The following is a 23,215-nucleotide window of genomic DNA, read 5'->3' as shown; positions in this document are numbered from 1 at the left end:
GGGAGATTACATGGAAAAAAGAGCTCAATTAATTAAAAGAAAATTAGCATTAATTAATGCAAAGAAAATCATGGCTCAATTTTCAAGTATAAAGTTAATAGAATTTGAGGAACGTAATTCGAAGTGGATTGAAAAATTTAGTTTAGTGATTAAAGAATTTATAAAAATAAATTCTACGCCTACTTACTCATTAAAGATTTGCAATAAAGCTAATAGTTATTTTCGATGGTTAGAGGAAAGTTTGATATTCTTAAAAGATAACAAGGAATGGCTAATAATTGTTCCTAACTGTAATGAAACAATATGGGCAAATGTAGTGGTAGACAGTTATAGCAAAGCTTTAAGAGAATTGCATAATATTTCTAGTGGACGTGAATTTATAGTAGCAGATAAAAATACAGAAATCATTGCAGCAATTTATCATGAAGAATGTGAATATGAAATTCATATCAAAGATATGAAAGAATAGCATGCATACTATTTGCTGACTTATAACTGATGAAGCTAATAACGGTTATATTAAAATAAGTGAATAAGAATGTTGAGACAGTAAGGGAGATACTAAAAAATAGTTAAATAAAGAAAAATCTAGGGTTATTAAAAACTACGCTAGATTTTTCTTTATATAAGTAATAAATAAAAGATGAAGAAAACTAGAGCGTTTATAACTAGAATGCACATATAAGTTATTAGAAAGAGAGCTATAAATAAAATATCATATATGATACTTCAAACATACTAGAAAAAGTAAAATACCAAGACCATAAAGAAAGATTTAAATGTGATAGAGTAGGAAACAGAATATGAAATATGGTCGAGTAAGCGGAAAAGAAGAAATTTGGTTTGAAAATGGGAATCTAAAATCAGTTGGTGAATATGAATTGGGTATCTGTTTAAAGCTAAATGAATGGGATTTAGAAGGAAAATTAATCAAAGAAAAGTTAGTTCCAACAGAAGAAGATATTAAAAATCTAAATAGAGAAAGAGAGTGGAATGAAAGATTGACAAGAGAATAATTAGTAAGAAAAATATAAGTTTAAGTATAAAAAATTCATTTAGGTAAATGACAGTAAATGGTTTCATATGGAACACCAAATGCATTTGGTAGTCTACCAGGTTCTATAATAACAAAGACAAGTTTTCACAAAATGGTAAGCAATTTTGTAGTGAAATGGCATTCACCTGACCAAGACATAGCTATAAGATATCCTAGAATTGAATCTGGAGGTAACTGAATGCGTTGGATAATGGTGGTTAAAAATCAGATGACTGGATGATATAATAAATTATACAGCCCATCTAATGAACTAACACATATTATCGTAGACATGTTAGAGTAAAAAGGAGAATAAAAATGGATTCAACTAAAATGGATGATTTACCAGATTACATGGATAAAAAGAGTTTATACAGTTGGTTCAATAATGTACTGAATTATGCTGAAAGTGATAAGAAATATGAAAGAGTAGAAGAGATTACAGATTCATTATATGAATTATCTTTAAGACAATGGCATATGTATGAACAGCTAGATAAGCAAATGAAAGAAAGAATAGAGATGTGGATAAAGGAAGTTTGGACATATAGAACAACAGATTTTCTTGAAGGAATTACGGGCATTATAGGGATGCTAGGACTAGGTAATATATATAGATATATTAAAAGCTCTTTAGAAACTGAAAAGAATGATAATATAAGAGAAATGATTAGATATGTTGTTAAAGAATTAGATGGACATGAAGATGATCCATATTGGAATCTATAATTGAATTCAACAGGCAATTAAGTTGGTCTATTATTATCAACTATTGTATCTATTTTAATATCATACTATACAAATGTAATATGCTATAATAATATGAATCCAGTTGCAAAAGCTACTCTTATAATAACACCAGTTATGATTATTGCTCTTTATGCAATTACTCATTGATTTGTATCCTTAATAGTAGAATTTATAAACAGAGTTTCAAGAACTAAGCTATTGATTTCAAGTGTTATAATGATTTTATTACTAAGAAAATTAGATACTATGTATAAAGGAGTATTAACTCATAAGACGGTTATTTTTAAAAAAGTAGCTGTCTTTTTCTATATCATTTAGGAGAAGGTACGACTATAACTATAGTATTGTAAGGATAAAATGGAACTCACATTCAAATTAGGGCATTAATAAGAACTAATATTTATAAATAATGATTTTGTGAAAATATAGAAAAAAGAAGTGATGAAGAAGTTGAATAAATGAGTAGAATTTAAGTGTGTATAGATAAATTAAATCTATATGTAAGTAATGAGTTTATAAATTATATAAATTTTAAATGAAAAGAAGCTACCATTTACCACGTATCATAAGAATGTTATAAAAATGTTTTCAGGAGAATTTAATTCTCAAAAATGGTTAGAATTTTGGAGGCAAGTATGTTAATTATTGATAACGAAAACAATTTTAAAAAAATAGCTATATCAAATGATAAAGAAGTAAAAAAAGAATTTAATGAAATTTATGATAACATTAAATTAAAGGTTAAAGCAAATCAGCAGACCCTAAGAGACAAAGAATTTGCGCTTGAAATAAAGCTTCCGAAGAACAACAGTTACTATGGATTGTTAGGAATTAAGTATAGTTACTATCAAAATGAAAATCTAGATGTGACAATCAATATTAATAATAGACAGTCTGTAATTTATACAGATAGTGCATTTGATAATATTGCACCTCTAATAATAGGATTACCTATTGAATATGCAAGTGGAATTATTGAAGCATTACAAGAATATGAAGAATTAAAGAAAATTCCACAAGGAAAATAATATTTAATTTTGCAGTGTACGATATTGTTGGCTCTAGCAAGATGGTGTTTAATAAGATTACTAAAGTATTAATTGAACTACTATATATTGAGATAGGCCAAGATAATATTGATAAAATTGAAAAAGTGATATTAGAAATAGTATAAATATAATATTTTAAGTACCCTAAAGTGCAATTTGATAAGGACTTCTTAATAAAATATTATAACTATATATGCAAAATACTTAAAATTAGAGATAGATTAAGATTATAAATAATATTATGGTGTAGTTAAGTACAGTTATGCTTATGTAACTAGGGTGAGGGATAGGTGGAGATAATGGTTGATTTCTAGTCTTCAAGTAACAGAAAATACACTGAGAAAATAAGATCTCATTATCCTATAAACTTTCTATCTAATCTTATGTTATAAGTAAAAAGGTGTGAATGCGAGTATGAATTATGATATGATGCTTGGAAAATATATTTCTTATGCTGAAAGGGTTCTACCAAATGATGAATTAAATGAAGTTAAGCATTATTATAAACACTGTGAGTATGAAATGGCTCTTGAAGGTTTATTAATAGAACTTATTAATACTGGAAAATATCCAGAGAATTTTAAATATGACAAATGGGAAGAGCTTGTTGTTTACTATGACTTAAATAATGAATCGGTTTTTAATGAGGATATATGGGATAAATTTGTTTTATGGGAAAAGAAATTTAATTAACTACTATGTATTTCAAAAGTGACTGTCTCAAAATGGAGTAAAAATTTAGAACTGAGACAGTCATTTTTGTGAGAATAAAAGGGAAAAGTTTTACAAGAAGATCCTTTTGATAGTAAAATAAAGGTATAACTAGTACCAACTTCAATACTAAGTACATCAAAGAATATGGAGCTTATATACAACCATTATATTACCTTTAAAATAAGTTAAGTAATATAAATAACTTTAGTTGATCAAACTAAATCCAAATTATGTTCTAAATGTAACATAAAAAATCAACAAAACAGAGATTGACAATGAAAATATATACCACTAATAGCCTTTCGTTTTGTATAAAAACAATGATGATAGAAAGACCTAGTAAGGTTAAAAATAAGGCACAAGAATCTAAAGAAAATATTAGTAAAAAAAGAAATTAATAATTATAACTAATCAAACTAGGGGGAAGTCAAATGAGATCTTTCGCAAAATATGTTTTAGCGAGCCTATTATTGTCAACTGCTTTATCTATTTTAATAGCATATTATACAAATGTAATATGGTACAGCAATATGAACCTAGTTGCAAAATCTACTCTTATGATAACACCAGTTATGATTGTTGCTCTTTATTCAATTACTCATGGATTTTTTCCCTTAATAATAGAGTTTATGAACGGAAATTTAAAAACTAAGCTATTGATTATAAGTATAATTGCTATTTTATTTAAGCTTAAAGCATCAGGATGGTAGTAAGGGGATGCATAAAACTATTAAGATCCCATATAAAATAAAGGGTTAGTAGTGCAGTGCATTAAAGAATGATTTTGTAGATGCAATTAGGAATGATAAAAATAAAATAATAAAAGAGTTCTCAGCAACTGCAAAGAGTTATGGATTTCTAGATATAATTGATAATTATACAGGAAGTGCTGAACACATAAAATTACCATATGAGTCTGATATGTCAATTTGTGACATGTTAAGAAGTATAACTTTTACTAGACTCACTATTTGTACTGGTTTTGAGCTAATATTTAATGAAAGTTCCTATATATCTAAATTATTTTTGGTCAACTAAAAATAGAATGGAGTTTATTAACCTTGAATCTAGAAGAATTTTTAGAAACTATTTATGTAGGGGATAGATTTATAAAGTCAATTATTATAGATTCTCAACAAAAAGAAGTAAAAATACAGTTTAATTTAATATCACGAATACGAAGTAGTAGTGGAGCTTGGGATTTTTATAATAATGAAAATATAGAGAATGGACTAATAGTATTTACTGATATAGAAACGTTTAGTTTTGATCCACCAGAAATTATTCCTAATGACGAGTTATATGACTGGAGGATAACGAAGATGGATGAAAGTGGATATGAAATAGATCTATATATGGGATCATACAATAATTATGGAGACCATCAAGAAGTAAAGCTTAAGCTAAAAACTAAGGGTATATATCTAGAAGATCCATTAAATCAAGGAACTAAAATATATAATTGACTTTATAAAAAAATGAAAAGAAGTTACAGTATCATAGATTTTATACAATAAAATTCTTTATACATTCAATTATAAAGCCAAAAAATATAAGAAAACTACTTGCAAATTAAATATTCGACTTAAGTGAAAATTTGTTGATATAGGTGTATTTGATGTAAATGAAATAGATTGTGATGATTTATAGAAGGTGGGTACATGATTATGTTTAAAAATGCAGAAGTTATAAAGCAAGGAACATGGAAATATACCAACTCTATTGAATGTAAAATCAGAATTATTAAATGGCACACTTTGTATGGAAGTGGAGATTATGAAGATTTAACGGAAATCCGCAATGACAGAAAAGTAGGGTGTTATTATGTACTATATGAATCGGTCACTGAAAAGGATCGATTTCCTATAATAAGAGGTGGTTTTTTATCACTACAAGAAGCTATCGAGAATACGGAGGATTCTATGATTCAGAAAATTTGGTGGGATTAAGTATAAATATGATTACTAGGTACTTAAGAAAAAACAGTAGGTAGAAATGATATTATGATTTTAATAATACGATTAATTATATTTATATTCATTATGTTATCAAGATAAAAATACATTAAAGAAGCTTTAAGAAAACTTAGTAATGGTGAGTATTAATAAGGTAAGTATTTTTAGTTAGCTATCTTATTGATAATGTAAATAACATTAATTATGGATATGTTTCATTTGAATATAATTTGTGGGACAAGATGTAGTACGATCAATAAAAGCATTTTTAACATAAGATTTTTAATAAGCAGAAAAATTTAGTTTAAATATAGATAGCAAATCTTTTTTATCAGAGCCTGATGTATGGGATACCTGTATGCACTATTTTGTTCAAATGATAGAGGATGAGAAAGAAGAGGATTAGGCAGAAAAATAATTATAGAAGATATGATATAGGAGGGAGATATTACTTGAAAGTAAATTATATTCATGATTTCAACCTAAAAACAGAAGAAGAACTTTTAAAAGTGCAGACTAGCTTAAAAGAAAAGATTAACTTAAATAAAAATGTTAGATTAGAAGATATAAACATATGTGCTGGAGTAGATTTAGCATATTGGGATGAGGATGAAAAGTCATATGGGGTATGTAGTATCGTAGTTATAGACTATAAAACAAACGAAGTTTTAGAGAAATGCCTTTAATTATAGAATCAGCTAAAAAATTAACTATATGTCCAGACGTATTTCTGTTTGATGGAAACGGATACTTGCACTATAACCATATGGGTATAGCAACTCATGCATCATTCTTTCTAAATAAACCAACAATAGGTATAGCTAAGAGTTATTTAAAAATTAAGGGAAAAGAATTTGATATGCCTGTAAATGAAAAAGGAGCATTTAACGATATAATAATAGGAGGAGAAGTTTATGGAAGAGCTGTGAGAACACTGAAGGATGTTAAGCCTATATTTGTATCCAGTGATAACTACATAGATTTAGATACTAGTTATAAAATAGCAATGAGCCTAATAAATAGAGAAAGTAAACTACCTATACCAGTAAGACTCGCAGATCTAGAAACACATATACTTAGACATAAGTTAAATAGGACAAGGTAAAATAAAAATACCATAAATATATAAATAATAATATGGTAGTAATAGAATAACAAATATATGCAATGAGGCTTAATAAAGCTATATTAATTATGTTAGTAGGCATTAAGAATAAATTTAATGATACCAATATAGAAAAATATAAAGCTACATTTATGTTAAAGAAACAATATACAACATGTTTGAATAAGCTATACAATCTAGTTAAATTAACAAAATTTATAGAAACTCTACTGCATATAAAAATAATTAGATAAAGTATCAACCAATAGGGTAAATTAATGTGTAGCGGAGTGTATTATATGACTAAAAAAAGTTTAGACTTATAAAGTGATAGATAATAGATATAAAGAGATGGGTATAGTTAATTTAATTTAATAGATTTATTTTAGACGTTACAAATCTTTAATAAAAAAGTATTTAATGAATTTTATGAGTTCACCTTGGATTAAGTAGATTAATTTGTATAATAAAAAGACTTTATAGAAAAAATTTTCAACTTTATATCAACAATGTTTTTAATATGATAGAATAGAAGTGTTATAATCATTTCTAAACTCACATTTAAAACAATAGACTTTACTTAGGAACAACATATATTTATTAATATAATAGGTAATTAAAAACAAGTTAAAAAACACATACACTATACTAAAGAGGATATTCTTACATAAAAAGCAAGGTGCTTTTTTACAAAAATCTACAAAAACTAATAATATTATTAAAGTTCTTTATAATTGTTGATTTTTTTGTCTGATTGTAATAATATGAGTATATAGAATAAAGTATAAAGTATACACATGGAGGGAATATTAAATGAACATATTAGTCATCAACTGTGGAAGTTCATCTTTAAAGTATCAATTATTAGACATGAGTAATGAATCAGTTTTAGCTATAGGATTAGCTGAAAGAATAGGGATAGAGGGTTCAAGAATAAAACATGAGCCGGCTGGAAAGGAAAAGGTTATCTTTGAACAACCAATGAGTGATCATAAAGTAGCTTTAGAGATAATAATAAATGCATTAATAGATAAAGAACATGGATCAATTTCTTCAATGGATGAAATTGATGCGGTAGGTCATAGAGTTGTTCATGGTGGAGAGAAATTCTCTAAATCAGTTTTAATTAATGATGAAGTTATGAAAGGGTTAAAAGAGTGTGCAGACTTAGCGCCGCTACATAACCCACCAAATATAATGGGAATAGAAGCGTGCCAAGATATAATGCCAAATGTACCTATGGTTGCAGTATTTGATACAGCGTTCCATCAAACAATGCCAGAATCATCATATATATATGCTTTACCATATGAATTATATGAAAAATACGGTATAAGAAGATATGGATTCCACGGAACTTCACACTACTATGTATCTAACAGAGTTGCAGAAATGTTAGACGTAGATTTAAAAGATATAAAATTAATTACTTGTCACTTAGGAAATGGTTCAAGTATATCAGCTATTAAAGACGGAAAATGCTTAGACACTAGTATGGGATTCACTCCATTAGAAGGATTAGCAATGGGAACTAGAACTGGAGATATAGATCCAGCTGCCATTCTTTATGTAATGGAGAAAGAAGGATTAAGTACAGCTGAAGCTAATGATTTAATAAACAAAAAGTCAGGAGTTTTAGGAATTTCGGGAATAAGCAGTGACTTTAGAGATATAGAAGATGCAGCTGAAGCTGGAAATGAAAAAGCACAATTAGCATTAGATGTATTCCACAACAGAGCTAAAAAATATATAGGTTCATATGCGGCACTAATGGGTGGAGTAGATGTAATAGTATTTACAGCTGGGCTAGGAGAAAATGCTGGATTAACTAGATCAGAAATATGTAAAGGATTAGAATTCTTAGGAGTAGAAATCGACCAAGAAGCAAATAATGTTAGAGGGAAAGAAACTATAATAAGTACTCCAAATTCTAAAGTTAAGGTAGTTATAGTTCCTACAAATGAGGAATTAATGATAGCTAGAGATACAAAAAATTAATATAAATAGTGTAGCTTCATGTAAAGATTAATTCTTGACAAAGTGGCTGCACCTTTATATAATGAAAATTGGCAAAGATTAAGAGGTGAGTCAACATGAAGCTTGATTTGTCACAACTTTTCGAGGGAACTGTTTATAAACTTGAACTTGAAGAAAAATTAGACATCAATGTATTTAATGAAAATATTACTAATCAACGTAATATAAAGTTGAAAGAGCCAGTTAGCATAACCGGAAATATGTATTATACAGAAGATGGTATATATTTAGATGCTAAATTAGCATATGAATATATTGAAGACTGTGCTAGATGTCTAACTGAGTTTTCAGAAAAGATAGAAACAGTTATATCGGGAAAGATTATGAAAAAATCAAATCAACCAATTGAAGAAGATGATGATGAGATCATAATTTACTATGATGGTGAAGAATTAGAGATAGAGGATAATATAATATCTTCTATACTGTTATCTTTACCTATGAAGTCTCTTTGCAAACAAGATTGTAAAGGTCTATGCGATAAATGCGGAAAAGATTTAAATGCAGGACAATGTGACTGTACTAAGGAAGATATTGATCCTCGTCTAGCGAAACTGAAAGACTTGTTTGATTAATTAAGGAGGTGTTTATAAATGGCAGTACCAAAGCGTAAAATATCTAAATCAAAGAGAGATAAAAGAAGAGCTTCTGCTCAAGTTTTAACTAAGGCAACTATAGTTGAGTGTCCACAATGTCATGAGACAAAATTACCGCACAGAGTATGTGGTTCTTGTGGTTACTATAAAAACAGAGAAGTAGTATCAGTAGAATAAAAAGATAGTGAATTTTCACTATCTTTTTTACTTTTTAAAGAATCATTTTTTCTTGATTTTTTGATATCTGTACTATATACTTAATATTAGTATCAGGTACTAAACACAAGAATTAGCTTGAGGTGAAAAAATGGCAAACAAAAGACTCAATAAAAAAGAGCGACAGAAAAAATTAATAGATAAGCTTAAGAACGACCCATTTTTAACTGATGAAGAGTTAATGAATATGTTTAATGTTAGCATACAAACGATAAGATTAGATAGATTAGAGCTTAGAATACCAGAGCTGAGAGAGCGCATAAAGAATGTAGCTGAAGGAAATTACTCTAAAGTAAGAACAATAGGTGAGACTGAGATCGTAGGGGAACTAGTAGACATAATTCTAGGGAAAAGCGGCATATCTATATTAGAAACTAATGAAAGTATGACCTTTAAGAAGACTAACTTTATAAGAGGTCAGAATATATTTGCTCAAGCAGAATCCTTAGCTTTAGCGGTTATAGATGCAGACGTGGTATTAACAGGAGTTGCAAATATAAAATATAAAAGTCCAGTTATGCCAGGGGAAAAGCTTATAGCAAAAGCTGAGGTAGTTAGAGAAAGGGGAAATAAATACTTTGTTCATGTATTTACCTATGTAGGTGAAAAACAAGTGTTTAGAGGTAAATTCATATTAGTTTCTACAGACTAGTTTTGGGCTTAAAGGAGAGAGTTAAGAATGATAATAGCAGTCGATGCTATGGGTGGCGACGAAGGATTAAAAGTTACAGTAAAAGGAAGCATAGATGCTATAAATGAACTAGGAGTAAAAATAGTTCTTGTAGGAAAAGAAAGCTTAATTAAAGAACAGTTAAATAAATATAAATATGATGTTAAAAACATTGAAATAGTAAATGCTGATGAAATTATTACAAATGAAGATGAACCTGCTATGGCAATAAGAAAGAAAAAAGACTCTTCAATGGTAGTAGGACTTAACCTACTTAAAGAAAAAAAAGTAGATGCTTTTATCTCATCAGGAAATACAGGAGCACTTTTAAGTGGTGGACTTCTTTTGGTAAAAAGAATAAAAGGAATAGAAAGACCAGCACTTGCTACTGTTTATCCTACTAAAAAGGGAGTATCACTTTTATTAGATGTAGGGGCTAATGCGGACTCAAAACCTAAATATTTACAACAGTTCGCAATAATGGGTTCAATATATAGTGAAAAAATATTAAATAGAAAAAAACCTAAAGTAGGTTTAGTAAATATAGGTGCTGAAAAAGGAAAAGGAAATGATCTTGTAAAAGAAACTTATGAGATATTAGAGAACACTGAAGGTATAAACTTCTGCGGAAACACTGAAGGTAGAGATATACCGAATGGTGATATAGATGTATTAGTATGTGACGGATTTGTTGGGAATATTATTTTAAAACTTACAGAAGGACTTGGACTTTCTATATTTTCTATGCTTAAAGATACTTTCATGGAATCTACAATGAGTAAAATAGGAGCGTTAATATTAAAACCAGGACTTAAAAAATTTAAAAAGCAACTAGATTATTCAGAATATGGTGGGGCGCCACTGCTTGGTGTTAAAGGTGCAGTTATAAAAGCCCATGGAAGTTCTAATGATATTGCCATTAAAAACGCTATTAAACAAGCTAAACTATTTGTAGAGAACGGGGTAATAGAAAAGATAGAAGAAAATATCGCTTTTGGGAGGGAACAAAATGAGTAAGGGAATAGGTATAGTAGGAACAGGAAGTTTTCTTCCAGAAAAGATATTAAGCAATTTCGATTTAGAAAAGATAGTAGATACTTCAGATGAGTGGATAACTACTAGAACAGGAATAAAAGAAAGAAGAATCTTAGAGAAAGATAAAGCTTCTTCTGACATGGCTGTTGAGGCCTCTAAAAAGGCTCTAGAGCAATCAAATTTAACTCCTTTAGATATAGATTTGATTATAGTTGCTACAATGACTCCAGACATGACTACACCTTCTACAGCTTGTATAGTCCAAGAAAAGTTAGGGTGTAGAAATGCGGCAGCCTTTGATCTTTCTGCAGCATGCTCGGGATTTATCTATGGACTTTCAGTTGCTTATAGTTTTGTAAAATCAGGGGTTTACAAGAGGATACTACTGATAGGAACTGAGTCTATGTCTAGAATATTGGACTGGGAAGATAGAAGTACTTGTATATTATTTGGAGATGGAGCAGGCGCTGTAGTTATAGGAGAAGTTCCAGAGGGAAAAGGAATTTTACAGACAGAACTAGGTTCTGATGGAAGTGGAGCAGAGCATTTACTTGTACCAGCTGGAGGCTCTAAATGTCCAATAACTAAAGAAGTACTAGATGAAAGGCTACAGTATTTAAAGATGGAAGGAAGCGAAGTCTTTAAATTTGCAGTAAGAAAAATAGAAGAAGTTTCTAAAAGTGTACTAGAAAAAAGTGAGTTAAGATCAGAAGATATAAACTACTTAATTCCTCATCAAGCAAATACCAGAATTATAGATTCTGCAATTAAGAAACTTAAAATTTCAAGTGAAAAAGTATACGTAAACTTAAGCAGGTACGGAAACATGTCTGCAGCATCCATACCAGTAGCCTTAGATGAAGCTGTGAGAGAAGGAAAAATAAATGATGGAGATAATATTTTACTAGTAGGCTTTGGTGGAGGCTTAACTTGGGGTGCTTCTACATTAAAATGGCATGGAAAATAGGAGGGGGATTATGTTTAGAACAGAAATATGTGATATTTTAAATATCAAATATCCTATAATTCAAGGCGGTATGGCTTGGGCTGCTACAGCTGAACTAGCAGGAGCTGTTTCTAATGCCGGAGGTCTTGGAATTATAGGTTGTGGACACGCTCCAGCTAGCGTTATAAAAGAAGAAATAAAAAAAGTAAGACAAATAACAGATAAGCCTTATGGAGTAAATGTTATGCTTCTTTCACCACATGTGGAAGAAGTTATAGAATTGCTTTTAGAAGAAAAAGTTCCAGTTATTACAACAGGAGCTGGAAATCCAGGGAAATACATAGATAAATTTAAAGAAATAGGAACTAAAGTAATCCCTGTAGTGCCTACTGTAGCTTTAGCTAAAAGAATGGAAAAAGTGGGAGCAGATGCTATTATAGTAGAAGGAACGGAGGCTGGAGGTCATATAGGAGAACTAACAACTATGACTTTACTTCCTCAAATTGTAGATGCGGTTAAAATACCTGTTATAGCTGCAGGTGGAATAGCTGATGGAAGAGGACTTATTGCAGCTTTAGCATTAGGTGCCAAAGGAGTACAAATAGGAACTAGATTTGTATGTACTAATGAATGTGTAGCTCATGATAATTTTAAACAAGTTATATTAAAGGCAGGGGATAGAGATGCTATAGTCACTGGAAGAAGCACGGGTCATCCTGTTAGAGCTATAAAAAATAAATTTACTAAAAGATTTTTAGATTTAGAAAAAGGCAATCTAGATCTAGAGGAACTGACTGAATTTGGAGCGGGTGCTTTAAGAAAAGCTGTTATAGAAGGAGATATAGATAACGGTACTATTATGGCTGGACAAATAAGTGGACTTATAAAAGATATTAAAAGTTGTGAAGAAGTCGTATCAGATATAATATCTGAAGCCATTGAAATTAGAAATACACTAATAAACATATAGGAGTGAGAAAATGAGTAAAATAGCATTTTTATTTCCTGGCCAAGGAGCACAATATGTAGGAATGGGAAAAGAAATATCAGATAATTATGAAAAAGCAAATGAGATATTTGATATTGCCAATGATGCTCTTGGACTTAATATAAAAGATATTTGCTTCAATGGACCTGACGAAGAACTAGTGAAAACAGAAAATACACAACCCGCAATATTGACTACTTCTATAGCAATGCTAAAAATACTAGAGTCAGAAGGAATAAAAGCAGATGTAACAGCAGGACTAAGCCTGGGTGAATATGCTTCATTAGTCTATAGTGGAGCTTTAGACTTCAAAGAAGCAGTTAAGTTAGTTCAAAAAAGAGGAAAGTATATGCAGGAAGCTGTTCCTGAAGGAAAAGGTACTATGGCCGCAATACTAGGGTTAGATAGAGATGTTGTGGAAGAAGTTATATCTGAAGCTAGTAAATCAGGTATAGTAGAAGGAGCCAATTATAATTGTCCTGGTCAAATAGTACTGTCAGGAGAGATAAAAGCTATAGAAGATGCAGTTAAAATTGCTAAAGAAAAGGGAGCTAAAAGAGCAGTAATTTTGCCAGTAAGTGCACCTTTTCATTGTAGCTTATTAAAACCTGCAGGTGAAAAACTAAAAAAAGAACTTGATCAAATAAATATAACTCCGCTAAATATAAAAACAATATCTAATGTGACTGGTAATTATATAAATAATGAAAGTGAAGTTAAAGAATTACTGATTAACCAAGTTTCAAGCTCTGTTCTTTGGGAAGACACTATAGAACTAATGCTGAAAGATGGAGTAGATAATTTTATAGAAATAGGACCAGGTAAAACATTAACAGCTTTTGTAAAGAAAATAGCTAAGAAAAATAAAGCAAATGCAAACTGCTTTAATGTTGAAGACATAGAGTCTTTGAAAAATACATTAGACTCTTTCAAATAAAGGGGGAGAAGAATGATAAGTTTAAAAGATAAAGTAGCATTAGTTACAGGTGGATCTAGAGGTATAGGTAAAGCTGTAGCTTTAAAGTTAGCAAGCTTGGGTGCTGATATAGCTATAGTAGATATAAATACTAGTGAACAAGTAGTAGAGGAAATAGAAAAGTTGGGTAGAAAAGCAATCTCATTAAAAGCTGATGTGTCTAAAATGGAAGAAACAAATGAAGTTGTGTCGGAAGTATTGAAAGAGTTTGGAAAAGTAGATATACTGGTTAATAATGCAGGCATAACTAGAGACAATTTATTAATGAAGATGTCGGAAGAAGACTGGGATAGTGTTATGAATATAAACTTAAAAGGAAGCTTCAATATGACAAAATCATTAATAAGACCTATGCTAAAACAAAAAATTTGTAGTATAATAAATATGGCTTCTGTAGTGGGAGTAGCTGGAAATGCAGGTCAGTGTAACTATTCTGCATCTAAAGCTGGACTTATAGGATTTACAAAATCTTTAGCCAAAGAAGTTGCTAAGAAAAATATAAGAGTAAATGCTGTGGCACCAGGATTTATAAAGTCAGATATGACAGATAAGTTAGATGATAAGATTATAGAAGGTTACTTAGCAAACATTCCATTAGGAAGACTAGGAGATATTGAAGACATAGCTGATACAGTTGCATTTTTAGCAAGCGATATGTCAAAATATATTACGGGTCAAGTTTTAGTAGTAGATGGTGGATTGTTTATATAAATTAAATATATTATAATAAAAAAGAATTTATGAAGGGAGGTGTTTTGAGTGATATTAGAAAAAGTGAAAAAGTTAATATCAGAACAATTAGACGTTGAAGAAGAAGAAATTGCATTAGAATCTTCATTCCAAGACGATTTAGAGGCTGATTCTTTAGATGTTGTTGAACTTATAATGGCTATTGAAGATGAATTTGATATAGAAATTCCAGATGAAGAGGCTGAAAAGATAGCAACTGTGAAGGATGCAGTAGACTATATTCAAAACAACGCTTAATAGTAAATTTAGAGAAGAGGTCCCGATATTTATCGGGACTTTAAAAATAGACGATATACTTTTATAGGGGGGAAATAATGAAGAAGAGAGTAGTAATTACAGGAATAGGTGTTTTAAGTCCTATAGGAATAGGTAAAGAAGAACTTTTCAATTCTTTACTAGAGGGAAAGAGTGGAATAGATAAAATAACTAGATTTAACACGGAAGGATTTACTACTACTATAGCTGGAGAAGTGAAAAATTTTAACCCTGAAGATTATATAGATAAAAAAGAAGCTAAAAAAATGGATAGATTTACGCAATATGCTGTGGTTGGAAGTAAAATAGCTATAGAAGATGCTAAACTAGATATAAGCAGTATTAACGCTGAAAGATTTGGAGTAATACTTGGTACAGGAATAGGTGGAATAGAAACTTTCGAGGAACAGTCTGAAAAATATAAGGAGAAAGGTCCAAGAAGAATTAGTCCATTTTTTATTCCTATGATGATAGGGAACATGGCTGCAGGACAAGTTGCTATAGCGTTTGGAGCACAAGGGATAAATGAAACTATAGTTACGGCATGTGCATCATCTACTAACTCTATAGGAGACTCATTTAGAGCTATTCAAAGAGGAGAAGCTGATGTAATAATAAGTGGTGGTACAGAAGCACCAATAACTCCAATGTCACTCGGTGGATTCTCTGCTATGAAGGCATTATCTACAAATAATGATAACCCACAAGAAGCTAGTAGACCTTTTGATAAAGAAAGAGATGGCTTTGTAATGGGTGAAGGTGCTGGAATTTTAATACTAGAAGAACTTGAACATGCACTAAAAAGAGGTGCTAAAATATATGCAGAAGTTGTAGGATATGGGGTTACATGTGACGCACATCATATAACTACTCCTGCAGAAGGTGGAGTAGGTGCTGTAAAATCTATGAAGATGGCATTAGAAGATGGTGGAGTAAGTCCAGAAGAAGTAGATTATATAAATGCTCATGGAACTTCAACAGAATATAATGACAAATTTGAAACGGCTGCAATAAAAACGGTTTTCAAAGACCACGCATATGACAAGTTAAAAGTTAGTTCAACTAAGTCGATGACAGGACACTTATTAGGTGCTGCTGGTGGTGTAGAAGGTTGTATATGTGCATTAGCCATAGAAAGAGGCTATATACCTCCAACAATAAACTATAAGAATGAAGATGAATCTTGTGATTTAAAATATGTACCTAATGTTGGAATTCATCAAGAAGTTAAGTATGCAATGTCAAACTCATTGGGATTTGGCGGTCACAATGCAACTGTTTTATTTAAAAGATATGAATAAAAAATAAGGCTAGATGTGTTTAAAAAAACGTATCTAGCCTTGGTTTTGTGGTAAAATAGATAGTAAGTAATATATAAATACAATTGGAGGAGTATATGTTAAGAAAAATTGATACAAGAGAAATTCTTTTAAAGGAGATACAGGAAAAAACAGAATACAAATTTTCTGATATTCACTTATTAAATTGGGCTTTAACACATAGCTCTTATGCCAATGAGCATAAAAAACAAAAAATAGTTTACAATGAAAGATTAGAATTTTTAGGAGACTCCATACTTGGACTTGTAGTGAGTGAATATATATTTATAAAATATCCTAATTATCCGGAAGGAGATTTAACAAAATTAAGAGCAACAGTTGTCTGCGAACCCTCATTATCTTATATAGCTAGACAAATAGACTTAGGCAAGTATTTACTTTTAGGAAAAGGGGAAGAGGCTACAGGCGGTAGAGAAAGGGTGTCTATATTAGCAGATGCTTTTGAAGCACTTATAGGAGCTATTTATCTTGATGGAAAAATAGAGAGTGCTAAAACTTTTGTATTAAAATATCTGACTCCTGTAATTGAAAATGCAGTAAATGGAGTAGAGTTATTTATAGATCATAAAACACATTTACAAGAATTACTACAAAAAAAGATTAAGTGTAAAATTGAGTACAGGGTAGTATTAGAAGAAGGTCCAGATCATAACAAGATATTTCATACAGAAGTGCTAGTAAAGGATGAAGTTCTTGGAAAAGGAATTGGTAAAAGCAAAAAAGAAGCGGAGCAAGATGCTGCTAGATCTGCTATAAATAGAATGGAAGATAATAATGAGTAATAAACATCATATTATACCTATATTTGTGCCTCATGTAGGATGTCCTCATGATTGTGTGTTTTGTAATCAGAAAAAAATTACAGGCGTAAGTACTGATATAACTAGTAAAGATGTTGACAACACTATAAAAAGTTATTTAGAAACTATACCAGAGAGCAATGAGAGGTTAGAAGTAGCTTTTTATGGTGGTAGCTTTACTGGAATAGACAGAAATATCCAACGGGAACTACTAAATGCGGCTTATAAATATAAAAAACAAGGATTAATAGATAGAATAAGATTGTCAACTAGGCCAGACTATATAGACATAGAAGAACTGAATCTTCTTAAAAATTACGGTGTAGATATAATAGAGCTGGGAGTACAATCCATGGATACAGAAGTATTATATAAAAGTAACAGAGGGCATTCTCAAGATGATGTATATAAGTCTTCTAAGCTTATAAAAGACTTTGGATTCAAACTAGGTCTTCAAATGATGGTTGGTCTTCCAGGAGATAATGGTGAGAAGTCAATAAATACAGCTAAAGAACTAATAAAGCTAAAACCAGACTTAGTGAGGATATATCCAACACTAATAGTAAAAGATACTTATCTAGAAAAGTTGTACGAAATAGGAGAATACTTGCCTATATCATTAGAGGAGTCCATAAATATATGCAGTGACCTTCTCATGTTGTTTGAACTTAATGACGTTAATGTGATAAGAATAGGACTACAACCTACAGACATAATAAGTTCAGAAAGTGAATCTGTTATAGGAGGACCTTTTCATCCATCGTTTAGACAACTAGTAGAATCAAATATATATAGACTTATATTATTACAATCGCTAGACAAAATAAACATTACAACTAGCAGTATAAGAATAAATATAAGTAAGAAAGAAGTATCAAATATTGTTGGACAAAAATCTATCAATATAAAGATGATTAAAGATAGATATAGATTGAAGAAAGTTAGCACAATAGGGCTAGAAGCTTCTAAAGATAGTTTTGATATAATCGACGGTGAGAAAAAATACAATATAAATAGGAAACAACATATAAGAGAGTATTTAGAATCTAAGAAATACTGCTAGATAAAGGGGTGGGAGTTTGTTTCTTAAGAAAATAGAAATTCAGGGATTTAAGTCATTCGCACAAAAAACTGAGATAGAGTTTCAAGGTGGAATTACAGGCGTAGTAGGACCTAATGGAAGTGGAAAGAGCAATATTTCAGACTCCATAAGATGGGTGCTAGGAGAACAAAGTATAAAATCTCTTCGCGGAAGTAAAATGGAGGATGTTGTATTTGCTGGAACTGATAAAAGAAAGCCTTTAGGATTTGCAGAAGTGACACTTGTTCTTGACAATAGTAGTGGTAGATTGCCAGTGGAATATTCAGAGGTTAGTGTAACAAGAAGAGTTTTTAGGTCAGGAGAAAGTGAATACTATATAAACAAAACCTCATGTAGACTTAAAGATATAAAAGAACTTTTTATGGACACTGGTGTTGGAAAAGATGGCTACTCTATAGTAGGACAAGGTAGAATCGATGAGATATTAAGTACAAAGTCTGAAGACAGAAGAAATATATTTGAAGAAGCTGCTGGTATAGTTAAATATAAAACTAGAAAAGAAGAAGCAGAGAAAAAGTTAGAAAGAACTCAGGAAAATCTTTTAAGAATAGATGATATAGTAAATGAAATAGAGAAACAAATAGATCCATTAAAGAGTCAATCTGAAAAAGCTATAAAGTACAAAGAAGTATCTGAGAAATTAAAAAAGCTACAAATAAACACATATATAAGAGAGATAGAAAGAATAAAAGAAGAGCTAAATCAAATAGACACTCAGAAAGATCTAGTAATAGATCAACTTCAGAGTAGCAAAAAAAGCAAGACTGAAATTGAGAGCAAATATAATTTAATAAAAAAAGAAATTGAAAAAATGGACTTTAATATAGAAAAGATACAAAGTAACAAATATGACGCTAAGAATAACATTGAAAAAAAGGATAGTGAAATAAAGTTAATTAATGAAAAAATATTATATCTTAATAAAGAAGTTAATAGATATGAAGAGGAAATGAAAAGCCTCAAAAATAATGTAGAGGAAATAGAAAATCAAATAAAAGAAAATGAAGAAAAAAAATTAGAATTAGATAATAAAATACTTGGATTTAACGAAAAGCTCAATGCAAAAGACAATGAATTTAAAGAACTAACTAAAGAAATAGAAACAAAAGAAAAATATATAGAGGATAGAAAAAGTCATGTAATAGAAGTATTCAACCTAATAGCAGATAAAAAAAGCAAAATAAATAGTCTTAATTCTTTTAAAGAGAATATAGAAAGAAGACTAAGCCAAATAAGTGATGAATTAGAACAATTAAATGAATACGGAGAAAAAATTGACAAAGATATATCTGATAATGGCGAGAAAATAGCTAGTAACAAAGACAAACTAAATGCTATTTTACTGAATAGAAATGAAATTTATGATAAAAAGAATAAAGAACTTTCAAGAATGGAAGACACGGCAAAAAATATAAACAATATAAGAGTAAATTTACAGGGTAAGACATCTAACTATAAGCTTCTTCAAGATATGAAAAAAGAATATGAAGGATACTACAGAAGTGTAAAAAATGCTTTAATAGCATGTGAAAAAGATAAAAACCTTGGAAAAGGCGTACGAGGAGTACTAGCCGAGCTTATATCTACTCCTAAAAAATATGAAAAAGCAATAGAAGTTGCACTAGGATCTGCAATACAAAATATAGTAACTGAGACCCAAGAAAAAGCAAAAGATATAATAGATTATTTAAAGAAGAATAAGCTAGGTAGAGTAACGTTTCTTCCTATGTCATCTATGTCTAAAAGGTACTTAAATACAAATGAACAAAAATTATTAAACCAAGAAGGTGTAGTGGGAGTTGCATCTGAACTTTTAAAATATAATGAAGAATATACTGGAATAATAGAGTATTTATTAGGAAGAGTTATAGTAGTAAATGATATTGAAGATGGTATAAAAGTATCAAAGATGTGCAACTACTCACTAAAAATAGTATCTTTAGATGGTGACGTTTTAAACCCAGGTGGATCTATGACTGGTGGAAGTTTAAATACAGGAAATACAAATCTTCTAGGTAGAGAAAGACAGATAAAAGAGTTAGAATCAGAAATAATTGAACTTAACAAAGAACAAGAAACTCTAACAGAACTACAGAAAGATTTAGAAAGCAATATAAAAACTCTAGAAAATAAATTAGTGGAAGAAGACAATAATATAGCAGATATAAAACTTTTACTAGCTAAAATAGAAAATAAATATGCCCAGAATCATGATGAAAAAGAAAAAAATAAAAACATGATAGATAAATATCTATTAGAACAAAAAAGTTTGATAGAAGAAAGTATAAGTATAGTAAAAGATACAGACTTTATAGATAAAGAGTTGGAAGATTTAAAAAATCAGAATAATATAACACAAAAAAATATAGAAGAACATATGAAATCTTTTGAAAGTGAAAAAATCAAGAAGGACAACCTTTGGAAAGAAATCACAGAATTAAGAGTGGATAAGGCATCCTTAGAACAAGAATTTAAGAACATAATTCAAACTTTAAATAGACTAGAAGAGAATAAAAAAGAGTCCTTAAGCAATATAGACAGTAAGTCAATAGAGAAAGATAAAACTTTAAAGGATATAGAAGACCTACAACTAAAACAGAAAGAAAGTATTGATGAAAAAAATTCATTTTCAGATTTATTTAGAGATTATGAGCTTAAACTTAATGATATAAGAGCCGATAAGAATAATTTTGTTCAGTCTCATTTAAACGAGGAACAAAAGTTAAATGAAATTAATGAAAGAGTAAGTGAGCTTGAAAAGGGAAAGAATACACTAGAACTTAAATTCGAAAGATATAATATTCAATATGAAAACTATAATAATAAGATGTGGGATGAGTATGAGTTATCTTTTCAAATGGCTTTAGATTATAAAATTGAAGTAGAAAATTTCAATGAAATTCAAAATGAGATTAAGGAATTAAAAAATATTATAAAATCATTAGGAAATATAAACTTAAATGCTATAGAAGAGTATAAGAATATAAAAGAAAGACATGAATTTCTGACTAGTCAAAGAGATGATTTAATAGAGGCTAAGGAATCTTTAAATTTAGTTATAAAAGATATGGATGCTAAAATGAAGGAACAGTTTAAAGAAAACTTTTATATTATAAGAAGCAATTTTATAGAAGTCTTTGCAAAACTATTTGGTGGAGGAAAGGCAGATGTGTACTTGCAAGATGAAGAAAATATACTATCATGTGGAATAGAGATAGTAGCTCAGCCACCAGGTAAAAAACTTCAAAATCTTTCATTACTTTCAGGTGGAGAGAGAGCATTAACTGCAATTGCACTTTTATTTGCTATACTTAAGACTAAGCCTACACCTTTCTGTGTACTAGATGAAATAGAGGCTGCCCTTGATGATGCAAATGTATATAGATATGCAGAATACTTAAGAGAGTTTTCGGATTCAACTCAGTTTATAGTTATAACCCATAGAAAAGGAACTATGGAGGGAGCAGATTCGCTATACGGTGTAACTATGGAGGAAGAAGGTATAAGTAAATTAGTATCAGTAAAATTATCAGACAAAGAAATAGGACAAGTAAGTTAGTATTGGAGGATTAGTTAATGTTTAAAAAATTTGTAAATTGGGTTAAAGGTAAGGATAAGAAACAAGAAGTAGAAGAATCACAAGTGGACTTAAATGAAGAACTAGATGAAAAGAAAAGATCTGAACCTGTATTAGAAGAAGTAAAGAAAGAAGACAAAGAAGAAGAACCTGAACTTATAATAGAAGAAGTTGTAGAAGAAGAGAAAGTGGAAATAGAAACAGAAGCAGAAGTAGATGAGAAAATAGAACAAGATATAGAATATGATGAAGTTAAGCAAGAACAAAGTGAAATAAAAGAAGTAGAGAAAGTAGAAGAAATAAAAGATGAAATTATAGTGGAAGATATTGAAGAAAACGTTGAAGCTATTGAAGAAGAGCCTGTAAAGAAAGAAGGTTTCTTTAGTCGTTTGAAATCAGGACTTTCTAAAACAAGAAAAGGAATTACAGAGAAAATAGATACCGTTTTAAGTTCTTATAGAAAAATAGATGAAGAGCTTTTTGAAGATTTAGAAGAAGTACTAATTACTGCAGATGTAGGTATAAATACTACATTGGATATAATAGAGAAAGTAAAGCAAAAAGTAAAAGAAAGAAAGATTACTGAGGTAAGTGATATAAAAGAAGTATTAAAAGAAGAGATGAAGGAAGTATTATTACAAGGTGGAGATACTAAATTAAATATAGAGCCTTCACCATCTATTATACTAGTAGTAGGAGTAAATGGTGCTGGGAAAACCACTACTATAGGAAAGCTTTCATCAAGATTAAAGAATGAGGGAAAGAAAGTACTAATAGCCGCAGGAGATACTTTTAGAGCAGCTGCTATAGAACAATTAGAAGAATGGTCAAAAAGATCGGGGGTGGAAATAATATCACACCAGGAAGGTGCTGATCCTGCAGCAGTAATCTATGATGGAATACAAGCTGCAAAAGCTCGTAAATCTGATGTTTTAATTTGTGATACAGCTGGTAGACTTCACAATAAGAAGAACCTTATGAATGAGTTAAATAAAATATTCAGAGTAGTAGAGAGAGAATATCCAGATGCTAAAAAAGAAGTACTACTTGTAGTAGATGCAACTACAGGTCAAAATGCTATATTACAAGCTAAGACATTCAAAGAAGCATGTGATATAACAGGAATAGTATTAACAAAACTAGATGGAACAGCAAAAGGTGGAGTGGTTATTGGCGTTCAATCTGAGATTCAAGTGCCTGTAAAGCTAGTTGGGGTAGGAGAAAAAATAGATGACCTACAAGATTTTGATGCAAATGACTTTATAAATGCAATATTTGAAGAATAAAAAATATTAATTAAAAATATTTATAAAAATGA

Annotated in this window: 24 protein-coding genes and 1 pseudogene; all 25 read left to right on the top strand. The window is 29.9% G+C overall.

Features of this window, described 5'->3' with window-relative positions; genetic code table 11:
• The first annotated feature begins 10 nt into the window (after nt 1-10).
• The 25 genes and pseudogenes from CURI_RS08255 (at nt 11) to ftsY (ending at nt 23,183) form a co-directional block, all read left to right on the top strand.
• Nucleotides 11-469 carry a hypothetical protein gene (locus CURI_RS08255; RefSeq protein ID WP_014967793.1) on the top strand — a complete coding sequence of 153 codons (459 nt, stop codon included), beginning with the start codon at nt 11-13 and terminating at the stop codon, nt 467-469.
• A gap of 334 nt (nt 470-803) precedes the next feature.
• A complete protein-coding gene (locus CURI_RS08250; protein ID WP_014967792.1) occupies nt 804-1,016 on the top strand; it encodes a hypothetical protein in 213 nt (70 codons plus the stop codon).
• 57 nt (nt 1,017-1,073) lie between these two features.
• Nucleotides 1,074-1,235, top strand: coding sequence for a hypothetical protein (locus CURI_RS15855; RefSeq protein ID WP_014967791.1), 162 nt, complete (start codon nt 1,074-1,076; stop codon nt 1,233-1,235).
• A 119-nt stretch (nt 1,236-1,354) separates the two neighbouring features.
• Nucleotides 1,355-1,765, top strand: a complete 411-nt coding sequence (locus CURI_RS08245) for a hypothetical protein (RefSeq protein ID WP_014967790.1) — start codon at nt 1,355-1,357, stop codon at nt 1,763-1,765.
• A gap of 656 nt (nt 1,766-2,421) precedes the next feature.
• Entirely contained in the window at nt 2,422-2,814 is a 393-nt protein-coding gene (locus CURI_RS08240; protein WP_041701690.1) for a hypothetical protein, read from the top strand.
• A gap of 435 nt (nt 2,815-3,249) precedes the next feature.
• Entirely contained in the window at nt 3,250-3,528 is a 279-nt protein-coding gene (locus CURI_RS08235) for a hypothetical protein (RefSeq protein ID WP_014967788.1), read from the top strand.
• 452 nt (nt 3,529-3,980) lie between these two features.
• Nucleotides 3,981-4,259 (top strand): hypothetical protein, encoded by a 279-nt coding sequence (locus CURI_RS08230; RefSeq protein ID WP_014967787.1) that lies wholly within the window; start codon nt 3,981-3,983, stop codon nt 4,257-4,259.
• A 351-nt stretch (nt 4,260-4,610) separates the two neighbouring features.
• Nucleotides 4,611-5,015 carry a DUF6258 family protein gene (locus CURI_RS08225; protein ID WP_014967786.1) on the top strand — a complete coding sequence of 135 codons (405 nt, stop codon included), beginning with the start codon at nt 4,611-4,613 and terminating at the stop codon, nt 5,013-5,015.
• A 201-nt stretch (nt 5,016-5,216) separates the two neighbouring features.
• Nucleotides 5,217-5,498 carry a hypothetical protein gene (locus tag CURI_RS08220; RefSeq protein ID WP_041701687.1) on the top strand — a complete coding sequence of 94 codons (282 nt, stop codon included), beginning with the start codon at nt 5,217-5,219 and terminating at the stop codon, nt 5,496-5,498.
• Between the two features lie 392 nt (nt 5,499-5,890).
• Nucleotides 5,891-6,609, top strand: a pseudogene (locus CURI_RS16550) (endonuclease V).
• Nucleotides 6,610-7,422: 813 nt separating this feature from the next.
• Entirely contained in the window at nt 7,423-8,607 is a 1,185-nt protein-coding gene (locus CURI_RS08210) for an acetate/propionate family kinase (RefSeq protein WP_014967783.1), read from the top strand.
• 95 nt (nt 8,608-8,702) lie between these two features.
• A complete protein-coding gene (locus CURI_RS08205) occupies nt 8,703-9,221 on the top strand; it encodes a YceD family protein (protein ID WP_014967782.1) in 519 nt (172 codons plus the stop codon).
• 18 nt (nt 9,222-9,239) lie between these two features.
• On the top strand, nt 9,240-9,419 hold the full coding sequence (gene rpmF / locus CURI_RS08200; RefSeq protein ID WP_041701685.1) for a 50S ribosomal protein L32: 180 nt from the start codon (nt 9,240-9,242) through the stop codon (nt 9,417-9,419).
• Between the two features lie 130 nt (nt 9,420-9,549).
• Nucleotides 9,550-10,110: a transcription factor FapR gene (fapR, locus tag CURI_RS08195; RefSeq protein WP_014967781.1), complete on the top strand. Its 561-nt coding sequence runs from the start codon at nt 9,550-9,552 to the stop codon at nt 10,108-10,110.
• 27 nt (nt 10,111-10,137) lie between these two features.
• Complete coding sequence (gene plsX / locus CURI_RS08190; protein WP_014967780.1) at nt 10,138-11,145, top strand: phosphate acyltransferase PlsX; 1,008 nt, start codon at nt 10,138-10,140, stop codon at nt 11,143-11,145.
• Nucleotides 11,138-12,130 carry a beta-ketoacyl-ACP synthase III gene (locus CURI_RS08185; protein WP_014967779.1) on the top strand — a complete coding sequence of 331 codons (993 nt, stop codon included), beginning with the start codon at nt 11,138-11,140 and terminating at the stop codon, nt 12,128-12,130. Before plsX ends, CURI_RS08185 begins: the two co-directional genes overlap by 8 nt.
• A gap of 10 nt (nt 12,131-12,140) precedes the next feature.
• Nucleotides 12,141-13,079 carry an enoyl-[acyl-carrier-protein] reductase FabK gene (gene fabK / locus CURI_RS08180; RefSeq protein WP_014967778.1) on the top strand — a complete coding sequence of 313 codons (939 nt, stop codon included), beginning with the start codon at nt 12,141-12,143 and terminating at the stop codon, nt 13,077-13,079.
• 10 nt (nt 13,080-13,089) lie between these two features.
• On the top strand, nt 13,090-14,034 hold the full coding sequence (gene fabD / locus CURI_RS08175; RefSeq protein ID WP_014967777.1) for an ACP S-malonyltransferase: 945 nt from the start codon (nt 13,090-13,092) through the stop codon (nt 14,032-14,034).
• Nucleotides 14,035-14,046: 12 nt separating this feature from the next.
• A complete protein-coding gene (fabG, locus tag CURI_RS08170) occupies nt 14,047-14,784 on the top strand; it encodes a 3-oxoacyl-[acyl-carrier-protein] reductase (protein ID WP_014967776.1) in 738 nt (245 codons plus the stop codon).
• 48 nt (nt 14,785-14,832) lie between these two features.
• A complete protein-coding gene (gene acpP / locus CURI_RS08165) occupies nt 14,833-15,060 on the top strand; it encodes an acyl carrier protein (RefSeq protein ID WP_014967775.1) in 228 nt (75 codons plus the stop codon).
• Nucleotides 15,061-15,137: 77 nt separating this feature from the next.
• Nucleotides 15,138-16,379: a beta-ketoacyl-ACP synthase II gene (gene fabF, locus CURI_RS08160; RefSeq protein ID WP_014967774.1), complete on the top strand. Its 1,242-nt coding sequence runs from the start codon at nt 15,138-15,140 to the stop codon at nt 16,377-16,379.
• A gap of 95 nt (nt 16,380-16,474) precedes the next feature.
• Nucleotides 16,475-17,200: a ribonuclease III gene (gene rnc, locus CURI_RS08155; RefSeq protein WP_014967773.1), complete on the top strand. Its 726-nt coding sequence runs from the start codon at nt 16,475-16,477 to the stop codon at nt 17,198-17,200.
• Nucleotides 17,193-18,281: an elongator complex protein 3 gene (locus CURI_RS08150; RefSeq protein ID WP_014967772.1), complete on the top strand. Its 1,089-nt coding sequence runs from the start codon at nt 17,193-17,195 to the stop codon at nt 18,279-18,281. Before rnc ends, CURI_RS08150 begins: the two co-directional genes overlap by 8 nt.
• Nucleotides 18,282-18,297: 16 nt before the next feature.
• A complete protein-coding gene (gene smc / locus CURI_RS08145; protein ID WP_014967771.1) occupies nt 18,298-21,879 on the top strand; it encodes a chromosome segregation protein SMC in 3,582 nt (1,193 codons plus the stop codon).
• A gap of 17 nt (nt 21,880-21,896) precedes the next feature.
• Nucleotides 21,897-23,183, top strand: a complete 1,287-nt coding sequence (gene ftsY / locus CURI_RS08140) for a signal recognition particle-docking protein FtsY (protein ID WP_014967770.1) — start codon at nt 21,897-21,899, stop codon at nt 23,181-23,183.
• Nucleotides 23,184-23,215 lie beyond the last annotated feature (32 nt).

Source organism: Gottschalkia acidurici 9a (genome assembly GCF_000299355.1).
GTDB classification, from domain to species: domain Bacteria; phylum Bacillota; class Clostridia; order Tissierellales; family Gottschalkiaceae; genus Gottschalkia; species Gottschalkia acidurici.
Note: the sequence above shows the minus strand (reverse complement) of the source record. Positions and strands in the feature narration are given on the sequence as shown.